This is a genomic window from Burkholderia anthinoferrum (assembly GCF_002925705.1).
In the GTDB taxonomy this organism is placed as follows: Bacteria; Pseudomonadota; Gammaproteobacteria; order Burkholderiales; family Burkholderiaceae; genus Burkholderia; species Burkholderia semiarida.
In genome coordinates, this window is record NZ_LFZP01000051.1 from 129487 (window position 1) to 149906 (window position 20420).

Sequence of the window (20420 nt, forward strand, 5' to 3'; positions counted from 1 at the left end):
CTGGCGCGATCATCCACTCTGTCCGGAAGGTCGCCATGTCCCGGCTCGACTACAAGTTGCTCGGCCCCTGCTTGCTCGCCATCGCGCTCGACGCGATGGGGTTCGGCCTCGTTTATCCGATGATGTCCGCCATTTTCAGCGATCCGCACGCGGGCATCCTGCCGGCCGACGCCGGCGTGCACGTGCGCAATTTCTATCTCGGCCTCGGCTACGGGATCTATCCGCTGTGCATGTTCTTCGGCTCGTCGCTGATGGGCGAGCTGTCCGATCGCTACGGCCGCCGCCGGATCCTGCTGCTGTGCGTGTTCGGCCTCGCGGCCGGCTACGCGATGATGGCGGCCGGTGCGTCGCATGCCGGCGTCGCGCTGCTGCTGGCCGGGCGCGGGCTCACGGGCTTGATGGCCGGCTGCCAGGGCATCGCGCAGGCGGCCATCACCGATCTCAGCACGCCCGAGACGAAGGCGTACAACATGAGCATCATGTCGCTCGCGTTCAGCGCGGGCGTGATCGTCGGCCCGGTGCTCGGCGGCGTGACGTCCGACCGGACGATCTCGCCGCTGTTCGACTACGGCACGCCGTTCGCGCTGGTCGCCGCGTTGTCACTAATCTGCGCGTGCTGGACGTGGGCGTCGTATCGCGATTCCGCGGCGTCGCGCGGCGATACGCGCATCGATCCGCTGTTGCCGCTGCGGATCATCCGGGAAGCCGCGCGGCAGCGCGACGTCGCATTCCTGTCGGTGGTGTTCTTCCTGATGCAGGTCGGCTACGGGCTCTACCTGCAGACCGTCATGCTGCTGTTGCAGGCGAAATTCGGTTACACGAGCGCGCGGCTCGGGTTGTTCAGCGGCGTGATCGGCATCTGCTTCGTGTTCGGCCTGTTGTGCGTCGTGCGGCTGATGCTGCGCGTGTGGCGCGTGATCGATATCGCGAAGACGGGCCTGCTCGTGGCCGGCCTTGGCCAGATCCTGTCCGCGCTATTCCCGAATGAACCGGTGCTGTGGACGCTCGCGATGGTCGTCGGCTGCTTCGACATGGTTGCGTACACGACGATGTATACGGCGTTTTCCGACGCCGTCAGCGACGATCGGCAGGGCTGGGCGCTCGGCGTCGCGGGCTCGGTGATGGCGGTCGCGTGGGTCGTGACGGGCGCGCTGACGAATCTGCTGCCGGTATTCGGCGAAATCGGATTGCTGCTGATCGGCGGCGCGGGTTTCCTGCTCAGCTTCGCGATGATGGTGGCGTACGGCCGTACGCGGCCGGGCGCGCGAACGGCCGTGTTGTCGTAGGGGGGGGCTGTCGTGGGCCGCGCGACGTTGGCCCGCTTCTGCCGAACGCGGTCCCGTGCGTGGCCGTCGCGCAACTTCGCACGGCCCGACACCGGCGCGGCGGACGAGGTCCGGGCCGCGTCCCAGCCCCCCGGCATCGCGACGCGCCGGCGCGATGCGTCAGAACATCGTGTTCCGGTTCGCCGACGTTTCCGGCACCGGCTGGATCACGTCCCAATGTTCGACGATCTTGCCGTCCTTCACGCGGAAGATGTCGACCACCGCTTCGCCGCGATCGCCCGGGCGCTCGGTCGCATGCACGTGCAGGTACACCAGATCCCCGTCGGCCGCGCTGCGGACGATGCGTGCGCGTGACGCCGGATTCTTCTGGAACGCGCCGACGAAGTACGACACGAACGGCTTCTTGCCGTCCGGCACGTGCGGGTTGTGCTGTTTGTAGTCGTCCGCGACCACGGCGGCGGCCTCGACCGCTTCGTGCCGGTTGAAGAAGCGGTCGTAGAACGTCAGCACGAGCTGGCGGTTGGCTTCCTCGGCGGCCAGGTCGCGCGTGGCCGGGCCGGTGGCCAGCGCGGCCGTCGATGCGGCCAGCAGAACGACTGCGGCAACGGCGTGAACGGGGGAGCGAAACGATGACATGTAGCGTTTTCCTGGTCTGACGATGCATGGAGGGATGCGCGACTCGGGCGGCGCTGAACGCGCTCGCCGGCGAGCGATCGAGCCGTGGCCGCGCGATGCATCCCGTATCGGCATGAACGATTCGCCGACAAGACCACGAGATGCCGCTGCCGATAGTGCGCGATATCGTCATGCTTCGTTGAACTGGCGAATCCGGACGGCGGGCAGGCGGCTGTCGGGCCGATCGAATGGTACAGTTGCCGCGAACCCGTCACAAGAAGTCACCGCGGTGTGAACAGGTCACGCCGCGATGACTGTGTACCGCCCGTGAAAGAGAATTCCGTCATGCCGCTGCCGTCCGCCGACGAATCCGTCGATCTCGATCAGCCGTGCCCGATCCGCGATGTGCTGGACCGCATCGGCGACCAGTGGAGCCTGCTCGTGCTCGAGGCGCTGTCGGGCGGAACGATGCGCTTCAACGAACTCGGCCGTACGATCGGCGATGTGTCGAACCAGATGCTGTCGCGTACGCTGAAGCGGCTCGAGCAGGATGGCTTCGTCAGCCGCACGCTGTTCGCCGAAGTGCCGCCGCGGGTCGAATATGCGTTGACCGACCTCGGGCGTTCGTTCCTGACACCGATGCACGCGATGATCCGGTGGGCCGACGAACACCATCGTGCGATCTGCGCGTCGCGCCGTCGTGCGCGCGAGTCGGAAGAGGGCGTGAGTTGAGCGTGATACGTGGCGAACGAGCGGGGCGCGTGAAGCGTGGCGGATGCACTTGCATCGCCATGAAATCACTTCGCGATCCAAGAGATGTCGTCGAAATGGATAGCCCGGCGATATGTTGCCGGGCACCCGCTGCCATCGCGCATGATTCCGTGGCGAGGACGGCGCCGGCTCGCGCGCCGTTCCGCTCGGAACCTTCATTGGCCGGAGCCGCGCTGCTGTTTACCGCCACGAACCGTCGACGTAGACCCACACCGGCCCCTGGCGGCGCCAGTAGCCGGGCACCCAGCGGCGCCCGGGGCGCCGTGCGACCCAGCGACCGGACACCCATATATAGCGGCCGCGCTGCCAGCGCCAGTAGCCGTCCGTCCATATATAGCCATGCGGCCGTGGCGGCGGTGGGCGGCGGTCGCGCCGCGCGGCCGGCGGCGCGAAGGTCGGGCGATCCGCATGGGGTGGGCCGCCCGGTACGCGGTTCGGGCCGGATGGACGGTACGCGGGCGGGGCGGGCTGGGCCGAGGCGGCGCGCAGCCAGCCGGTACCCGCGAAGGCGGCGGTCAATCCGATGGCGCGCAGCAGCGAGCGTCGATTCATGGCGATTCCTGTTCAGTATTCGAGGACGCCTTACATTAGCCTGCCGGTGCACCCGGAGGGTTACACGGGCGGTCAAGGCTGTTACCGAGTGTCACGAAACGCCACTCTTTCCCTTTCCGACGGCTGACGGGATCTCGTCGTGGCTATGGGCGTCGCTGCGGTTTGTGGGGTGGAGCGGCCGTTTGAGGCGCCGGCTGGCCAATATTTGAGATCGAATCGGGTAAATATTGCCGATTTTGGAGTGCCGAACCGAATCCGCTTGTTGTTTCTATGCAACCGTCAAGACGCTGACATGTAAGAATGGTGCGATGAAAGGCTCCAAAAAGCACGCGTCAAGAAGTCAAAAACAAACGTCAAAACAAATACTTATGAAGCCTCCCCACTTTCATTATTTCTAGTTCTGGAAAAGGTTATTTCTTTATTTGCGGATCGCTCCCCTAGGGTACACCCCTAAACTCACGGTTCCCAAACGGGCAACTATCCGGGCGCCGCCAGCAGGACCGATGGCGCTCCCGGGCGGTTGAGACCGTTTATGAACAAGGTCGCGAGACCTGCCTCTTTTTAGAAGGGAGCTCCACGAATGAACAAGACTCTGATCGTTGCAGCAGCTGCAGCATCGTTCGCTACCGTCGCTCACGCACAAAGCAGCGTCACGCTGTACGGCGTGCTGGACGCAGGCATCACCTACCAAAGCAACGTCGCCAGCAAGTCGCTGTGGTCGATGGGCTCGGGTATCGACCAGAGCCGTTTCGGCCTGCGTGGTTCGGAAGACCTCGGTGGCGGCCTGAAGGCAATCTTCACGTTGGAAAGCGGCTTCAACATCGGTAACGGCCGTCTGGGCAACAACGGTGGCATGTTCAACCGTCAAGCGTTCGTCGGTCTGTCGAGCCAGTACGGCACGGTCACGCTGGGTAAGCAATACGACGCAACGCAAGACTACCTGGCGCCGCTGACGGCAACGGGTTCGTGGGGCGGCACGTACTTCGCTCACCCGCTGAACAACGACCGTCTGAGCACGAACGGCGACGTCGCGCTGAACAACTCGATCAAGTACACGAGCGCTAACTACGCTGGCCTGCAATTCGGCGGCACGTACTCGTTCTCGAACAACCAGAACTTCGGCAACAACCGTGCATACAGCGGCGGTCTGTCGTACCAGTTCCAAGGCCTGAAGCTGGGTGCGGCATACTCGCAAGCGAACCTCGGCGACGGTACCAACGCCAACGGCGCGACGAACATCGCTGCACAAGGCCGTGTCCGCACGTACGGTGCTGCTGCTGGTTACGCATTCGGCCCGGCGCAAGTCGGCGCTGCATGGACGCAGTCGCGTATCGACAACCAAGCTGTCGGCGTTCCGTCGCTGCGCGCTGACAACTACGAAGTCAACGCAAAGTACAACCTGACGCCGGCTCTCGGCCTCGGCGCAGCATACACGTACACGAACGCGAAGGTTAACGGTGGCAGCTCGCACTGGAACCAGTTCGGCCTGCAAGCTGACTACTCGCTGTCGAAGCGCACGGACGTGTACGCACAAGCTGTGTACCAGCGCGGTGCGAAGAACAACGCGTTTGGCACGTCGATCTACAACGGCGACAACACGACGGCTCCGAGCTCGTCGATCAACCAAACCGCAGCAACGGTTGGTCTGCGTCACCGCTTCTAAGCGTGACGAGCGGGGCAACCCGCTTCGCAGCATCGAAAAGGCGCCTTCGGGCGCCTTTTTTCGTCTGTGGAAAGCAATGACGATGATCCGGATCGTCCGGCTGCAAAAAAGCGAGGCACGGGCCTCGCTTTTTTCGTTCTGCGCGCCGTGTGACGCAGCATTGGCCGCCAGCGGCTCAGCGCGTGTATTCGCCGTTGGCTTCCGGCTGGAACACGATCTCGGCGACCTTCATCAGCTTTTCGGCACCGCTCGGCTGCATCACCTTGACCATCTGGCCGCGTTGCGTGCCCAGCAGCGCCATGCCGACGGGCGAGAAGACGTTCAAGCGGCCGAGTTCGAGGTTGGCGGCGTCCGGATAAACGATCGTCCAGGTGGCCTGTTCCTGGGTCGCTTCGTCGAGTAGCGTGATCTGCGAGTTCATCGTGACGACGTTCGCCTTGATGGCGTCGGGCTGGACGATATCGGCGCGTTCGAGCAGCGTGTCGAGCATCGTCTGAAAGCGCGGGTTGTGCTCGGCGTGCTTTTCGAGGCGAGCGACGTCGAGTTCGGTCAGCTGGTAAAGGCGTTGTTTCATGGGAGTTCTCCAAATGATCGGCAGGGGCAGGCGTGGCGTGCCTATGAGGATCGCCCGGAGCCTGTCTGACTTGGCTCCGGGGTGGAGACCGAGCGGTCAGATCAGGCGCCGGGCAGGGGCGAGCGGCGCCTGGGCCGTGCGTCGAGCGAGGGGATGCGCCGGCTGGCCGGCGCACGCGCGCACGCCGGCCGGGCCGGACGGCGAAACCGAAAGGGGCGTGAGCGCGTACATGGTGGACGGAATATCGACTGGCGAATAAAACCTTACGATTCTACAACACAACCTTCCGGGCAAGTGATTCGATTGTTGGCGTTTCGTCAGCGATTGTTGTGCGGATGAAGCAAGTTGCAACGCCTCTGTCTGAAAACCATCGGCGATTTTTTCCAGAAACGCAACGCTGTATATTCAAACTAAGGGTTTCCCCTTGGTTCGGCGAGCACTACACTGGACTCAATCGCTTCAGACAGTCCCCGTCGAGGCGACGTCAAAAGACAACATATTCCGGAGGTAAATCATGAAGTCGATCGTCTACGCAGCCATCGCCGCATCCGTCCTTGCCGCTCCGATTGCATCGTTCGCGCAGTCCGAGCAGGGGTTGACCCGCGCTCAGGTCAAGGCCGAACTCGTGCAACTCGAGCAGAACGGCTACAAGCCGGTGGCGAGCGATTCGCAATATCCGAGCGACATCCAGGCTGCTGAACAGCGTATCCAGCCGAACCAGCCTGCGCTCGCGCAGGCCGATACGAGCGGCTACGGTGCCGTGGCGACGGGTGCCGCACAATCCGGCCGCCGTGTGACGCGGGAAGCGCCGAATCCCGTGAATTCGGTCTACTTCGGTAACTAATTGAACGTTTCCCGGGTCTGCCCGAGCGCACCGCTGAATCGACGAGACGCGCGCTGACCGCGCGTCGTTCGCCCGCAGGAGCAGAACCTCCGTCGCCGCATGCCGGCGGCTTTGAGCCCAGACGCTGACGCGTTTGGGCCTTTTTTGCTGACGCGAATCAGGCCGACGTGACGGTAGGCGTGCCGTGGATATAGTGTTCGAGTTGGCTGATCGTGAACTGCTGATCGGCAATCACGCTCTTCACGAGGTCGCCGATCGAGATGAGGCCGACCAGCTTGCCGCCGTCGAGCACGGGCAGGTGGCGCATCCGGTGCTCGGTCATCAGCGCCATGCACTCGTCCGTGGATTGTGACGGTTCGACGTAGCGCACCTTCGCCGTCATGATTTCCTCGACGCGGGTGGCTTTCGACGAGCGGTCCTGCAGGACGATCTTGCGCGCGTAGTCGCGCTCGGTGACGATGCCCGCGATGTCGTCGCCGTCCACGACCAGCAGTGCACCGATACCCTTTTCGGCCATCAGCTTGATGGCGTCGTAGACGAGATCGGTCTTCGTGACGGTGTAGATGGTACGGCCCGAATCCGGCTTGGCCTTGAGAATCTGCGCGACAGTCGTGCTCATTCGCTTTCTCCGTATGCAGGTCGATGCAGGGCAGGCGGGACGTGATGCGCGTCACCCGGTGAGCCCAGTATAGCCGGGCGGGCGGCGGCAGTCGCGTGACGTTTCCAGATTAGCGGTAAACTCCCGTCACGCACCATCCACACAACTCCTACATTCCTGAACGTTTCGATTGAATTCATGATGTCTTCGCGTCCCCAATCGCCCTCGCCGGGCAATGGCCAGGCCGACGAGTGCGTGACGCTCGTCGCCACCGCGTCGCTGCCTACGCGCTACGGTACGTTCACGTCATACGCGTTTCGCGTATCGGGCAGCGATGCCGAACATCTCGCGCTCGTGATGGGCGACGTGACCGGCGAGCAGTCCGTGCTCACCCGTCTGCATTCCGAATGCCTGACCGGTGACGTGTTCGGCTCGTACCGCTGCGATTGCGGCGAGCAACTCGATCTCGCGTTGCGCTACATCGCCGCCGAAAACCGCGGCGTGCTGCTGTATCTGCGCGGTCATGAAGGCCGCGGCATCGGCCTGAGCAACAAGATCCGCGCGTACGCGCTGCAGGAGCAGGGGCGCGATACCGTCGAGGCGAACCTCGATCTCGGTCTCCCCGACGACGCCCGCGAATACGATTCGGCCGCCGCGATCCTGCGCATCCTCGGCGTGACGTCGGTGCGGCTGATGAGCAACAACCCGAAGAAGTTCGACACGCTCGTGAAGCACGGTATTCCCGTCTGCGAGCGCGTGGCGCTCGCGGTGCCCGTGCGCGAGGAAAACGAACGTTATATCCGCACGAAGCAAACGAAGTTCGGGCATTACTTCGAAGAAAATGAATAGTGGAAACTTTGGCGTTATCCGGATTGCTCTGAATTGATCTGGTGAATCCAGTAAGCTTTTGATTTAAAAGTGAATATTTGGATTCCGTCGTGTCGGCGCCTGCATGGGCGCTTGCCTCCGCATGGCCAAGCACGTTGCGTCGGCGTGGTTTTTTCGGCGTTGTGCACCAAACCTACATCGTTTTTTAGGCAGATTCCCGGGCCTCATCTCTAGGTTTCGATAAGTCGACAGTCGTTGACGTTTTGCCACAAATCGTTGATTAACGGTCGAACCGCTTGCGACGAGCGACGTGCGCTATGCGGGGGGCACTTGACGCCTTGATCTCTGCGTGGGAAATAACGCGTTGGCGAACGGAAATTTCGTCTGCAGTTCGTGGGCCCGTCGCAACAATAATTCGCTTGATCGCTTCGCTGGCTAAAGCCCGTAGCGGATGCGCGTGCGTATGGTCAATCCTCACTTTCCGCTCAGCGCTTTGGCGTTACCAGGCAATTGGGCGATCCGGGGGACGCGGCGTCCGCATTGTTCCGTTCGCCTCCTCCGACGCCGGCCGGCACCTCGCCACACCTGGACAGGGCCTTCTCCAGACGTACTGTGTCCATTCCGTGGTCTGACGTGGCGTGTCATGCTTGCGATTGTCGTGGCAATATTCCGGCCATTAATCCTGTGGGCCTGAATGCAGAGGGGCTGGGTATTGCAGTGACGTCTTTGCGACGATGATCCGCAGTTTCGCGTCGTCGGCTTCTTCACCTCCAAGTGGCGCGGAAAAGGAATGGATCTGGATTGGAAACAGCGCACGCATCAGTACGTCCAGTCGCGGCGTCAACACCCTGCCTGGCAATTGCTGGCGGCGCGTAGCGCACCGCTCGTGCTGAGTTGCTTACAGACGTTGTTTGAAAAGAGTCACGACGGTATTGAGGTCGACGTGGCCGAACAAATGCTCGCAGCCGTGCTGGAGCAGCACGCGAATTCAGACGAATTTGGCGTTGATCCCGAGGGCGATTGTGCGGCACTGGCGCGCAAGGAGCTGCGGGGATGGATTCGGCGTTCGTTGCTGATTGAACGGGCTGGGCGTCTCTATGCCACCGATGCGCTCGAGGAAGCGCTGCGATTCGTCGCCGCCCTGGACGGGCGCTTAATGACCTCGACGGCATCACGGCTATCGATCGTGCAACGCGAGATCGAAAACCTGGAATCCAACCTTAATCCGGATCGTCGAAGTAGATCGCGCTATTTGCAGCGGAAGATCCAGGAGTTGGAGCGGGAACTCGAAGACGTCAAGACGGGTAACGTGCGTGCGATGACGGAATCGGAGGCTATCGAGGGTATCCGGGAAATCTACAATCTGGCTACGAGTTTGCGTGCCGACTTTCGTCGGGTCGAAGACTCTTATCGTGAGGCCGATCAAGCGTTGCGGCAGTCGATCATTAGCGAGCGCGGTCATCGGGGCGCGGTCGTGGACAAACTGTTGAACAGCCATGACGAACTGCTCGAAACCGCCGAAGGAAAGGTTTTTCGCGGTTTTCAGCAGCAGTTGGGACGCTCTGCCGAACTCGACGCGATGAAGCATCGGCTGCGCCAGATCATTCAGCATCCCGCCACGCGCTCGGCACTCAATCCCAGCCAGCAACATGAACTGCGCTGGCTCATCATCCGCCTGATCGACGAATCGGCAGCGGTCATCCGCGCGAGAGCTCGAAGTGAACGTGACGTCAAGGGGTTCCTCCGTACGGGACTTGCGGTCGAACATCATCGGGTTGGCGAACTGATCCACGACGTGTTGCAGCAAGCGCTGGCACTCGACTGGGCGAGCGCCTCGACGCGCAACATGGACGGTCCGTTGCCGCCCGTTGCAATTTCCGTGGCGGGTCTACCGCTCGTGGAAAGAATCAGGTTCAAGGCCATCCAGGACGATGCGCGACTCGTGCTCGAACTGCAGGCGCGAAGCATGGACCCACGATCCATCGACGACGAGTTTTGGGAGGCGTTCGATGGTTTGGATCGACAGGCGCTGTGTGAGAGTACGGTGGCGTTGCTCGAGCAACATGGCACGCGCATGGGGATCGCAGAACTGGCGCGGCATCTGCCGCCGACGCATGATCTGGAGACAATCGCGCTCTGGTTGAGCATGGCGCGGGAAGCAGGGGTTTCGATGGACGGGGAGCGGGAAAGCGTCGACGTAATGGGGCGTGATGGCATGCCGCTGCGCTTTGACGTTCCGGTCGTGGCGCTCGGTTTCGACGACGTGCGCGGCTTGGATATGGAGCTATAAGATGGTAAGCATATTCGATACGCTGACCGCATCGAAGGACGACGGACGTGAGGTTGACAAGGTTGCGCAGTTGTCGGGAGCTCATGACGAGGCCAGCGAATTTGACGCCGGTCCGTCGGCGGAGGCGGCGAGTTTCACATCTCGGGACGTGAAGGATGCATGCCAGGAACTGCTCAAATTCGGCCTTCTCGAGGTTGCTCGCAAACCCAACCTCTACCGGATTACCGCGACGAGTCGTGCAGACATCGACCGCATTCTGGAGCCGCTGGATTTGGTGCTCAAGATTGATGACATTCGTGGGCTGGCCTTCGTCAGTGTCGCTCAGTCGTACTGCCGTGAATCCGAGGACGACGAATGGTCTCATCCGCTGGTTCGCCGACAGCGCCTGACGCTAGAGCAATCGCTTCTGGTTGCGCTACTGCGGCAGCGCTATCTGGCTCATGAGCAGGAACGGGGTATCGGCGTCCCCGATGCACCTGCGTTGGTCGAAGATGTCGCTGCTCAGTTGCAACTCTACCTTGGAGGCTTGGGAAGCGACACGCGGGAACTCCAGCGCGCGCGCAATCTGCTCGATAAGCTCAAGCCGCATGGGGTCGTCTCGGAAGTCGACCAGCAGGATCAGTTTATGATTCGCCCGATTATTGTCCATCTTGCCAATCCCGAGAACTTGTTAGGGTTGCTCCAGGCGCTCAAGCAGGCATCGCCGGGCATACAGCGCACGGATGATTGTGCGCCGGTGGGGGACGACGGGGAGATTGCATGATCTCGGCCAACTCGGACCATCGCGCTATCGACGCGCTGTTGTCGACGCCGGCATTCATTCTCACCCGTCTCGATCTCTTCAATTGGGGGCCGTTCGGCGGGCGCCATCAGGCAGCCATCGATATCGAAGGTACGGCGATCATTGGCCAGACAGGCAGCGGCAAGACCACGCTGATTGACGCCCTGATGACGTTGATTGCCGCGCAGCCGCGCTACAACCTCGCGTCGACCGGAGGGCACGAGAGCGATCGCGACCTCGTCTCGTATGTGCGTGGGGTTTCCGGCGCGGGACGTGAAGGTGATACAGACCATATCTCCAGACCGGGAAAGACTGTGTCAGCGATTGCCGCTACCTTTGGCAATGGCAGCGACACGCTGACGATTGCCGGAATATTTTCGCTGGAGGGAAGCGGCTCCTCGGCCACTGAACTCGATCGGATCTGGATGATCGAGCGGGGCGCGGAGTTTGGTCTTGACGAATTGCTGGAATTGCATAACGCCGGGGGCAAGCGGGCGCTCAGGCAACATGAGCGAGCCTCTTCAGGGAGCCTGAAAGTATACGACAGCAAGAAGGCGTACATCCTGGAATTGCGTCGCATCTTCGAGGTCGGCGAGAACGCGTTCACCCTGCTCAATCGCGCGGCCGGCCTGAAGCAACTCAACAGCATTGACGACCTCTTCCGGGATCTGGTGCTGGACGATCGATCGGCCTTTCCGCGGGCGCTGGAGGTGGCGTCCGAGTTCGACAATCTCGCGGAGATTCGGGAGGAACTGGAGACGGCAAGAAAGCAGCGGGATTCGCTGGTGCCGATCGAAAAGGGGTGGGCGCAGCGTGCGGAGAGACTCGAGCAGCGGGATCTTCAGGTTCGTCTCGTTTCGCTTTTGCCCATCGCGGTTGCGACTCGCGAGCATCAATTGTGGGTCGATCGGGAGCGCGAACTGGGACAGGAGAAAGCGGGCTGTGAACGACGGATCGAAGACCACACCCGTCGCACAAAGGAGCTCGAATCAGCGGCACAAAGGCTGCGCGACATCTATCTTCGTGATGGCGGGAGCGGCATCGAGGAACTCGAAGGCAAGCTTGAGGCTGAACGCAAGCACCTTGAGACGGTTCGGCGCCACGCGAACGATTATGTGTTGTTCGCCAAGAAGCTTCAGTTCAGCCAGGCGCTTACCCTGGAGACGTTTCGGCAGAATGAGGCCAGCGCGCAGGCTTTGCTCGCTTCGACGGCCGTCGCGATCGAGGAAGCGGAACGCTTGGCATACGCCAAGGGGGCCGCGCTGGCAGGCACTGAACAGACGCTTACAGAACAGCAGGCGGCCCTTGCAAATGCAAGGTCACACCCGGGATCCAACATACCGTCGCTGTATCAACAGTTCAGACGCGATCTGGCCGGCCAACTGAACCTGCACGATGAGGATCTGCCCTTCGTTGCGGAACTGGTCGAGGTGCAAAAATCGCAGTCGGCATGGCGCGGCGCGATCGAGCGCGCGATGGGCGGCCATCGGTTGCGCATCATGGTTCCGGCATCACACATGAAGCTTGCACTCGCATGGGTGAATGGCCGCGACAACCGGTTGCATGTTCGTCTTGTGGACGTGATGGCGCCGGATCGCGCCGTCGAATTCCTGACCGACGGCTTCACGCGAAAACTTAACTTCAAGGACCATCCGTATCGGGAGGCTGTTCGAGGGCTACTTGCTCAAATCGATCGACATTGCGTGGCGTCCCCCGAGGTGTTGAAACATACGCCGCATGGTATGACCGCGCAGGGGCTCATGTCGGGCAAGAGCGGTTTCTTCGAAAAGCAGGACAAGACCCCGTTGAGCCAGGGATGGCTCACCGGTTTTGACAACAAGGACCTTCTCGCCGAGCTCGAGCGTCAGTGTGACGAGACGGCACGGGAACTCGCTGAGCTTACGGCAAAGTTTGAGGCGGCGAGGGCGCAGGTTACAGAGGTACAGGTTCGCCGAACAATGCTTGACCGCGTGCTGTCGATTGATTTTGCGGATATCGATGTGCGTCAGGCCGAGCGTAACGTGGCGGATTCCACCCGACGGCTCTCGGCGCTGACGGATCCATCATCGGATACCGCGAGGGCCAAACAGGCTTGGGAGGAGGTTCGCGCGGAACTCGAGAAGATCAGCCAGGCGCGCGACGAGAGCCTCATACAGCAGACGAAGCTTCAAGAGCAGTATGACACCGCCGTGAATGGGCGAGAACGCGCATTCGCGACGATCGGCGAAGGACTGAATGCGATCGAGATGGCGCTGGTCGAGCAACACTTTGATTTCGTCGGTGTCCAGACCGTGGATACACTGATGCGACAGCAGGCGCAAATCGACGTCCGGTTGCGAGCACGCCTCGAGGAACTTGCTGCAAGGATCAATGATCACGAACGGCAACTGGTCCGTGGCATGGGCGCGGCGCGTGCTGTCGATACGGGTGCCTTGGCGGAGGTCGGCACGGAAGTTGAAGACGTACCACAGTATCTAGAGCGACTGCGCGTGCTCAGGGATGAGGCGCTACCCGAAAAGCTGGATCGTTTTCTTGGGTATCTGAATCAATCCTCGGACGAGGGGGTGACGCAATTGCTCCGCAGTATCGATAACGAGGTGGAGACCATCGTCGAGCGGATCGAGGACTTGAACGCCACGATGCGCCGCGTCGACTTTCAGCCGGGGCGGTATTTGCAACTGGAGCCGCGTCGGGTCGTCCATGAGAGTCTGCGAACATTGGAGCAGGCGCAACGCACTCTGCGCGCCGCGACACTGCAAGACGACCAGGGCGAGAGCCAGTTCAACGCGTTAGCCGAGGTCGTCAGGCTCATGAGGGACGCGAGCGAGCGACGCACGACCGTTGGGGCGAAGGCGCTTCTGGATCCTCGCTATCGGCTGCAGTTTGCGGTGTCCGTCATCGAGCGCAGTTCGGGGGCAGTCTGTGAAACCCGGAAGGGATCTCAAGGCGGCAGCGGCGGAGAAAAGGAGATCATTGCAAGCTATATTTTGACGGCTTCGTTGAGCTATGCGCTGTGCCCGGATGGCAAGGACCGTCCATTGTTTGGCACCATCGTGCTGGACGAGGCGTTCTCGAAGAGTTCACAGGCGGTGGCAGGACGCATTATTTCAGCACTGCGAGAGTTTGGCCTTCATCCGCTCTTTGTGACGCCGAACAAGGAAATGCGGCTACTTCGAGCGCATACGCGCTCGGCCATTCTGATCCATCGAAAAGGACTGCAGGCAACGATGACGTCTTTGAGCTGGGAAGAGCTGGATTCCATTGCACGAGCCCGGCAAATGATCGGACGAGATGAAATCACCGAATGATATGGCTGCACGCCTCGCTCGATCATGGCAATCGGCCGATGAACGCGAGGCGCGGCTGCTTTACCCCGATAGCTGGCCGCTGCGATTGCCTATCGGCAGACCCAGTCCCAAGGCTTTTACCGAACAGACCGAAAGCGTCAAACGGCATTGCGATGCCTGGCGATCGGTGGAGATTGGCATCGTGCATTGGGAAACCGTGGCCTATCGTGCGGGGGGCAGCCCCGTGCGACTGCCGCACCTTTGGGAACTGAGAAGCCCGTCGGACTGGGTGCGCGCGACCCAGGATGCCGCGATTGCGGCCGAGTACGAACGGCTCGGTGAGGTGGTTCGGCACATGGACGCGCAGTTCCACGCACTGGTGGTACGTCAGCGAAGGTTGATGATGGAGCGCCCGGTGCACGAGATCATCAAGGCTGGGGAAGTGGCCTTGGCGTTATCGCCGGGATGTGCGCAAGGGCGTCCACTGCGGGCGCTTGGTGTCTGCAATACCGATAGCAAGTTCTTCGAGCGGCACCGGGCGTTGCTCTGTCACATGCTCAACGTTCGCTTTGGCGGACAAGTTTCCGAACTGGGGCTCGAGGCGTTCCTCGGCGCGCCTGAGGACGACGAGCGTTGGTTGCTCGTCGTGCCGCTCGCGGCCGGGATATTGCCGTTTCGCCAGCAGCGCATCCGGGCCGGTGAACTCGTTCAGCTTCCGAAGTGCGTCGGCCACATCATCATTGTGGAAAACGAACGGTCCGTTCATCAGTTGGCGGAGCTACCTGATGCGGTGGCGATCCTCGGTGCGGGACTGAGTTTGGACTGGACGCATGATCCGTGGCTCGCGAGCAAGCGTGTAGCGTATTGGGGGGATATGGATACCTGGGGGCTGAAAATGTTGGGGAAAGTGCGTCAAGCTATTCCGTCCTTGAGCGCGCTGCTGATGAATCGGGACTGTTTTGAACGATACGCGGCAAATCTGGCCGTGCGTGAACTCGTCCCCGTCGACGGGCGCCGTCCTGACGGACTAACCGAGGACGAGGGCGCCTTCTTCGAATACCTCCTGACGCAGGAGCGCGGGCGCTTGGAACAAGAATTCTTGCCGAAAGACATTGTGAGAGCGGCGATGCATGCGTGGTATGAGGCGTAACTATCGTAGAGCAGGTATCGGTGGCCTGCGCGAATTGTGCCAGGCGTGCGCCTGCCCCAGCCGTTGGTGTCTGGCCCCACCTTCGAGATCCGCGCCTCGCGCCCGCGATTGCCGAACACGCTCCCCCGACCGACGGTCGCGCGATGGCAGGTGCTGCCGAGTCTTGCGGCGCCTCGATCCTTCCTTCTCGGCCTGGACCAATCGGCCAATTTGCAGGGATGTCTGAGGTGCCTTCAGAGGTGTCCGCGCGACAAAGCATGCCGTCAAATCGGCCGAATCTGAATCGGTAAATCATTGTTAAACAAGGAAATTTTCGCGGTTTATAATGGAGCCTCGTGTGCTGGAGGTTGGGGGTGACCGATGAATCTGGACAGTAAGCTTTTGATGTCGTTGAAGAAGCGCTCTGGTAACGTCGTGCTCCGGCGTGAACTGGCAGGCTTGGGGAGTTCATCACACCTTAGTACTGCGCTTCAACGCCTCGTTGCCGAGGGACGTCTCACTCGGCTCGGCGCGGGCGTTTATGCCAAGACTGATTCGGATCTCGAAGGCAATGCGCGATTTGCCGTCGGCAATGAGGTACTGTTGCGCGAGGCACTCGGGAAGCTGGGCGTCGAGGTGATCGATGTGACGATTCAGCACGAAAACGGTCGCACCGTTTGCCTGGTCAACACCGGCAGGAGCCGGATTTCTCGTAAGCTTGGGTGGGGCAACATCACCGTCCGATATGTCGGTGAGCAGGAAAGCCCGTCCACGGGCGCGGTGCCCAGGCTTCCGGCAGATGTCGACAAGCTTCCGACCCGAAATGTCGGCACGTTTGTTGAGCGGCTCGCACAAGCCTACGACGTGCAATACAGACGCTCGGGCCTCGATGATTTCGCAGAAGCAGTGACGCGAGTCGCGGGCGACGATGTCGAACTTGATCGCACGGGGAAACTGCTGGTCGCGCTCAAGAAGCAGCATCGAATCAACGGTCGGCAATTTGCCCGATTGATGGCGAACCACATCAGGGAGATCAAGCGTGTTCGACCCGTTCGGGGACTACGACACCAGGGGCTATCTGCGTAACATTGACAGCATCAAGGACCTGGACGAACTCAAGTACATTGAGCACGGGTTCTTCGAGTCGGGTCTCGAGACTGCGTTGGCGTACCTTCAGGCGATCAGAGGTCCGATCGCGTACGCTCACTTTCTTGAAGTTCACCGAATCCTGTTCGGCGAGTTCTACCCGTGGGCGGGTCAGGATCGCCATCATCTCGGCGTTGGTCGACTTGTCGGAAAGGGGCAGCGAATACAGTTCGAGGCTTCGGAGTTGTGCCAGCGTGCCGTCGAATGGGGGCTATCTTCTGGCAACAATCCAAACACGATGCGCGAAAAACCCGGGATGGTCATGGGTGCTTTCGCTTGGGGGCACCCTTTTCTCGACGGAAATGGTCGCACCATGCTTCTTGTTCACGCGGAGCTATGCCACCGCGCAGGCTTCGCGATCAACTGGAATGCGTCGCGGAAGGACGATTACCTGGAGGCGCTTACTCGGGAACTGCAAGATCCCCAAGGCAAGCACCTGGACACGTATCTCCTGCCGTTGATGATCGCTCCCATTGCTGGCGGCGATCTTCGCGACCATCTGATGTCACTGCCGGGCCTCGACGGACAGGATGGCAGCAGTGCTCCGAATGTTGCATATCGGGCGGATGATCCAGTGGCAAACCAGAACTACCGCGAGTTGAAGCGTGCGCGTGGAGAAATTTAAGCGCATGCCGGCTCGGACGTGACGAATGGGTAAGCCCGATCTTCGCCGGCCAGTTGCCGGACCTTATCGCCAGTCGCGATGGGCGGCCGGACTAGAGGTTGCCTTCGGATGGGTGGCAAAAGGGACGTTGGCGCTGGCCGGCCTGACGATGGTCGCATTGGCGGCGCTGACGGGCGACGTCGGCGCCGTGACGGACCTGCCGACGACCAGAAAGGGCTGGTTGTACCTGCTGCTGATACTGGTCGTGATGGTCGCGCTGATATTTGCGGTGCATCACTACTGGCTACGCCCGGCCAGCGTGCGTCCAGCGGGCTAGCCTGACGTGGGGCTGGATATGGCCCCGAAAACCGTTCAGGCAATAAAAAAGCCCGCTGCTTGAGCGGGCCGAATCCATGTTTGGAGACATGGAGGAGACAGACGTAAATTTAAGGGAAAACCCGGACGTTTGCAAGCGCTTGTTGTATCCGCACAACCTGCCGCCGCCCCAGCCCGCCCGGTGGCGGCGCGCGGCACGAGCTTCGTTCACACGCTGCCGGCTCGTGCATGCGCCGCAAACGCGCCGAACCGCCGTTGCGCGACGGGCAACGCATATTTGCTGCGCATCTCCGTCTCGATCCATGCACACGCCTCGCGCGCACAGTCAGTCAGTGCGTTCCGCGTCGCATGCCCATCGATGTCGTAGACGAAACGCACGCCAACCTCGTCCTCGCCAACCTGTCGTTCGAGCTGATTGAGCTGCAGTTGCGGCCCGTGCTGTTGCGACAGCGCGCGAAGTTCGTCGAAGTGATATTCGAGCCAGTCGGCGAAGAACAGCGCGTCGCTGTGGCAGGGCAGGCGAAAAGCCGCGCTGCGCGACGGGCGTGACGCGATTTCGCCGGCCGCCGCATGCGGTTCGCCGTCGACGGCGACCGGCCGATCGACCGGCGCGAGCGGGTGCCGGATCCGCCGGTACGGCGCCCGATCGCGCAATGCGTGCCACAGCAGTTCGTCGCCGGCGGCGCCGGACGGCTGCATCGTCAGGTCGTGCCGGCCGTCGCCGGTCGCGGCGATGTCGCGGATCACGAGGCGCAGCGAGCACAGCGGTTCGTCCGCGACCAGCAGGGTTGCCGGGCGCGGCAGCCCGCACACGAGCGGCGCGGCGCCGGCGGCGCGAAACACGAGCCCGCGGCGGTCGAGCCGCACGAGCGGCAACGGCCTCGGAAACGACGGATAGGCGACCGTGATGCGGGCGCCGCCGACGCCCGTCAACCCGGGCATCATCGCGCGAAAGACCTGAGACTGGTCCACGTTGGTTCTCCTTCGTTACGATGCCGCCTGGACGGAAACGCGCGTTCCGGCTCAGGCGGCGATAGCTTGCCGGGCGACCTGCCCGGGCTCGATTCCCAGTGCGGCAAACGTTTGCGGATCGATGTCGATCCAGCACGCGACCACCAGACGCCCGTCCACCTGCTTCGGCGGGCCTGCGCGGTGCGCGTGGATGCCGATCCGGCGGAACAGCCGCTCCATGCTTGCGAACGTCACGCCGATCAACTGCCGCGCGCCGAGCTGCGCCGCGCACTCGACGACGGCCGCGAGCATCGGGCGTACGGCCCATTCGGCGTTGCCGGGCCCGCCTTCGTCGTCGGTCGCCGCGAATCGGGACAGTTCCCAGACGGCGGCCGACTGCGGCAGCGGCATGTCCTCCGCGACCAGGTCGGCGAACAGCGACTTCAGCAGGTACGGGCGCGTCGTCGGCAGCAGGCGCGCGCATCCGCACATGTCGCCGGCGGCGTTTCGCGCGAACACGTAGACGGTATCGTCGCGATCGAACTGGTCGCGCTCGAAACTTTCGTTCGCCGACGGGAGCGCCCAGCCGAGCTGTTCGACGAACACACGGCGCCGATAGCGCCCTAGATCCGCCGCGAGTTCGTGTGGCAACCGCCCTTCCTCGTGAACGAAGGTCTGCATGGATGTCCTCGGATCTGTGCTTTTGTATGCGTGCATTACAGCGCGCGGCACGAGGAGCCTGTAACTGGTAACTCTTACAGGGTGGCGTCGATGGACGCCATTGGGGACGTGGCAACGGTTTCTTGATCGACGGGATTGAAAACCGGGCCGCTTTTGCTTATAAAGAGCGCCAGTCTTGCAATATCGTCAGAGGAATGCGCAGCCAGTTGTCACTGGAGCGTCGGACCGGCATGATAGGCGTCGTTGTGCCCGAGGAGGGCCGACGCGACCGCGGCGGGCCAGTCGATGGCGGCGAGCCTTGCGGCGAGCGCGGCGGCCGTGCGGAACATGCCGATGTCGGCACCCTTGGCGTCGATGGCCATCACGTTGCTGCGGACATCGCCGCCCGCGATCATGAACGTGCCCGTCGCGCGTTCGAGATACCAGTCCCAGCCGACCGTCACGTACGCGACGCCGGCACCGGCCGCGCGATGCCATTCGGTATAGCCGGCGAGGCGCGCGTCGATCGCGTTGTCGCGCAGTTCGGCCAGCAGCGACGGGTCGAGGCCGCTCTCGACATGGTCGAGCACAAGGGCGGCCAGTGCGCTTTCTGACAGGCGTACGTAGCCGTCCGGGGACGGGCCGGCGACAGGGTGCAGCAAGGGTGAAGTCATGCGCGGAATGTATCAGCCTCGAAAGGGTGCTGGAACCTGACAAGTATGACAGCGTGACGTTGTCGGAGAAAGAATGGAACTGCGCTGGCAGGATGCCTACCAACAATTCAGCGCCGCGGAAGACGAGCAGCAGCTCTTCCAGCGGATTGCTGCCTATTCCAAGCGGTTGGGGTTCGAATACTGCTGTTACGGCATTCGCGTACCGCTACCCGTTTCGAAGCCGGCGGTCGCCATCTTCAATACCTATCCGGACGGCTGGATGGCGCACTACCAGGCGCGGAACTATATCGAGATCGATTCGACGGTTCGCGACGGCGCACTCAGCACCAACATGATCGTCTGGCCGGACGTCGACAACATCGACCCGTGCCCGCTGTGGCAGGACGCGCGCGATTTCGGGCTGTCGGTGGGCGTCGCGCAGTCGAGCTGGGCGGCGCGCGGTGCGTTCGGTCTGCTGAGCATCGCCCGTCATGCCGACCGGCTGACGCCGGCCGAGATCAACATGCTGACGCTGCAGACCAACTGGCTCGCGAACCTGTCGCATTCGCTGATGAGCCGCTTCATGGTGCCGAAGCTGTCGCCCGCGGCGGGCGTCACGCTGACCGCGCGCGAGCGCGAGGTGCTGTGCTGGACGGCCGAGGGCAAGACCGCGTGCGAAATCGGCCAGATCCTCAGCATCTCGGAGCGGACTGTGAACTTCCACGTGAACAACATCCTCGAGAAGCTCGGCGCGACCAACAAGGTCCAGGCGGTTGTCAAGGCGATCTCGGCCGGGCTCATCGAAGCACCGTGACGTGACGTTGCGCGACGGCGCCGCCGGAGGCGGCTGCC

General features: G+C 62.1%; 20 protein-coding genes. 13 read left to right on the forward strand and 7 right to left on the reverse strand.

From position 1 onward, the window contains the following. The first annotated feature begins 35 nt into the window (after window positions 1-35). On the forward strand, window positions 36-1286 hold the full coding sequence (locus C5F75_RS21010; RefSeq protein ID WP_104012696.1) for an MFS transporter: 1251 nt from the start codon (window positions 36-38) through the stop codon (window positions 1284-1286). A gap of 159 nt (window positions 1287-1445) precedes the next feature. Here C5F75_RS21010 and C5F75_RS21015 read toward each other — a convergent pair whose 3' ends face one another. After that, window positions 1446-1922 carry a nuclear transport factor 2 family protein gene (locus C5F75_RS21015; RefSeq protein ID WP_104012697.1) on the reverse strand — a complete coding sequence of 159 codons (477 nt, stop codon included), beginning with the start codon at window positions 1920-1922 and terminating at the stop codon, window positions 1446-1448. A gap of 324 nt (window positions 1923-2246) precedes the next feature. Here C5F75_RS21015 and C5F75_RS21025 point away from each other — a divergent pair, with 324 nt between their 5' ends. Continuing rightward, a complete protein-coding gene (locus C5F75_RS21025; protein ID WP_060310718.1) occupies window positions 2247-2633 on the forward strand; it encodes a winged helix-turn-helix transcriptional regulator in 387 nt (128 codons plus the stop codon). 219 nt (window positions 2634-2852) lie between these two features. On the opposite strand, the gene C5F75_RS21030 is transcribed toward C5F75_RS21025, so the two are convergent. Then, window positions 2853-3224, reverse strand: a complete 372-nt coding sequence (locus C5F75_RS21030; protein ID WP_104012698.1) for a YXWGXW repeat-containing protein — start codon at window positions 3222-3224, stop codon at window positions 2853-2855. A gap of 580 nt (window positions 3225-3804) precedes the next feature. Here C5F75_RS21030 and C5F75_RS21035 point away from each other — a divergent pair. Then, window positions 3805-4887, forward strand: coding sequence for a porin (locus C5F75_RS21035; protein WP_059584854.1), 1083 nt, complete (start codon window positions 3805-3807; stop codon window positions 4885-4887). Between the two features lie 175 nt (window positions 4888-5062). Here C5F75_RS21035 and C5F75_RS21040 read toward each other — a convergent pair whose 3' ends face one another. Next, complete coding sequence (locus tag C5F75_RS21040; RefSeq protein ID WP_027781009.1) at window positions 5063-5461, reverse strand: GreA/GreB family elongation factor; 399 nt, start codon at window positions 5459-5461, stop codon at window positions 5063-5065. A gap of 514 nt (window positions 5462-5975) precedes the next feature. Here C5F75_RS21040 and C5F75_RS21045 point away from each other — a divergent pair. Further along, entirely contained in the window at window positions 5976-6305 is a 330-nt protein-coding gene (locus C5F75_RS21045; RefSeq protein ID WP_059584855.1) for a DUF4148 domain-containing protein, read from the forward strand. 157 nt (window positions 6306-6462) lie between these two features. Here the strand turns inward: C5F75_RS21045 and C5F75_RS21050 are convergent, their stop codons facing one another. Further along, window positions 6463-6924 carry a CBS domain-containing protein gene (locus C5F75_RS21050; RefSeq protein ID WP_012339746.1) on the reverse strand — a complete coding sequence of 154 codons (462 nt, stop codon included), beginning with the start codon at window positions 6922-6924 and terminating at the stop codon, window positions 6463-6465. A gap of 177 nt (window positions 6925-7101) precedes the next feature. Between C5F75_RS21050 and ribA the strand changes: the two genes are divergently transcribed. The 8 genes from ribA (at window position 7102) to C5F75_RS21090 (ending at window position 17305) form a co-directional block, all read left to right on the forward strand. Then, window positions 7102-7752 (forward strand): GTP cyclohydrolase II, encoded by a 651-nt coding sequence (gene ribA, locus C5F75_RS21055; protein WP_059584856.1) that lies wholly within the window; start codon window positions 7102-7104, stop codon window positions 7750-7752. A gap of 769 nt (window positions 7753-8521) precedes the next feature. Beyond that, window positions 8522-10021: a DUF3375 domain-containing protein gene (locus tag C5F75_RS21060; RefSeq protein ID WP_059584857.1), complete on the forward strand. Its 1500-nt coding sequence runs from the start codon at window positions 8522-8524 to the stop codon at window positions 10019-10021. A gap of 1 nt (window position 10022) precedes the next feature. Then, complete coding sequence (locus C5F75_RS21065; protein ID WP_059584858.1) at window positions 10023-10784, forward strand: DUF4194 domain-containing protein; 762 nt, start codon at window positions 10023-10025, stop codon at window positions 10782-10784. Beyond that, on the forward strand, window positions 10781-14110 hold the full coding sequence (locus C5F75_RS21070) for an ATP-binding protein (protein WP_059584859.1): 3330 nt from the start codon (window positions 10781-10783) through the stop codon (window positions 14108-14110). Before C5F75_RS21065 ends, C5F75_RS21070 begins: the two co-directional genes overlap by 4 nt. Next, window positions 14094-15239, forward strand: coding sequence for a Wadjet anti-phage system protein JetD domain-containing protein (locus tag C5F75_RS21075; protein WP_059584860.1), 1146 nt, complete (start codon window positions 14094-14096; stop codon window positions 15237-15239). The genes C5F75_RS21070 and C5F75_RS21075 overlap by 17 nt, the downstream gene beginning before the upstream one ends. Before the next feature lie 360 nt (window positions 15240-15599). After that, the gene (locus C5F75_RS21080; RefSeq protein WP_081066372.1) at window positions 15600-16304 is read left to right on the forward strand and encodes a type IV toxin-antitoxin system AbiEi family antitoxin domain-containing protein; all 705 of its coding nucleotides are present in this window, start codon (window positions 15600-15602) and stop codon (window positions 16302-16304) included. Continuing rightward, a complete protein-coding gene (locus C5F75_RS21085; protein WP_059584862.1) occupies window positions 16258-16989 on the forward strand; it encodes a Fic/DOC family protein in 732 nt (243 codons plus the stop codon). The genes C5F75_RS21080 and C5F75_RS21085 overlap by 47 nt, the downstream gene beginning before the upstream one ends. 112 nt (window positions 16990-17101) lie before the next feature. Beyond that, window positions 17102-17305 carry a hypothetical protein gene (locus C5F75_RS21090; RefSeq protein WP_226223159.1) on the forward strand — a complete coding sequence of 68 codons (204 nt, stop codon included), beginning with the start codon at window positions 17102-17104 and terminating at the stop codon, window positions 17303-17305. 206 nt (window positions 17306-17511) lie between these two features. On the opposite strand, the gene C5F75_RS21095 is transcribed toward C5F75_RS21090, so the two are convergent. The 3 genes from C5F75_RS21095 to C5F75_RS21105 all read right to left on the reverse strand — a co-directional run bounded on the left by C5F75_RS21095 (window position 17512) and on the right by C5F75_RS21105 (window position 19589). Continuing rightward, window positions 17512-18276, reverse strand: a complete 765-nt coding sequence (locus C5F75_RS21095; RefSeq protein WP_059584864.1) for a hypothetical protein — start codon at window positions 18274-18276, stop codon at window positions 17512-17514. A gap of 51 nt (window positions 18277-18327) precedes the next feature. Continuing rightward, entirely contained in the window at window positions 18328-18936 is a 609-nt protein-coding gene (locus tag C5F75_RS21100) for an acyl-homoserine-lactone synthase (RefSeq protein WP_059584865.1), read from the reverse strand. A 209-nt stretch (window positions 18937-19145) separates the two neighbouring features. Continuing rightward, complete coding sequence (locus C5F75_RS21105; RefSeq protein WP_059584866.1) at window positions 19146-19589, reverse strand: DUF4902 domain-containing protein; 444 nt, start codon at window positions 19587-19589, stop codon at window positions 19146-19148. Window positions 19590-19662: 73 nt separating this feature from the next. On the opposite strand from C5F75_RS21105, the gene C5F75_RS21110 reads away from it, so the two are divergent. After that, window positions 19663-20382, forward strand: a complete 720-nt coding sequence (locus C5F75_RS21110) for an autoinducer binding domain-containing protein (protein ID WP_059584867.1) — start codon at window positions 19663-19665, stop codon at window positions 20380-20382. The last annotated feature ends 38 nt before the right edge of the window (window positions 20383-20420 follow it).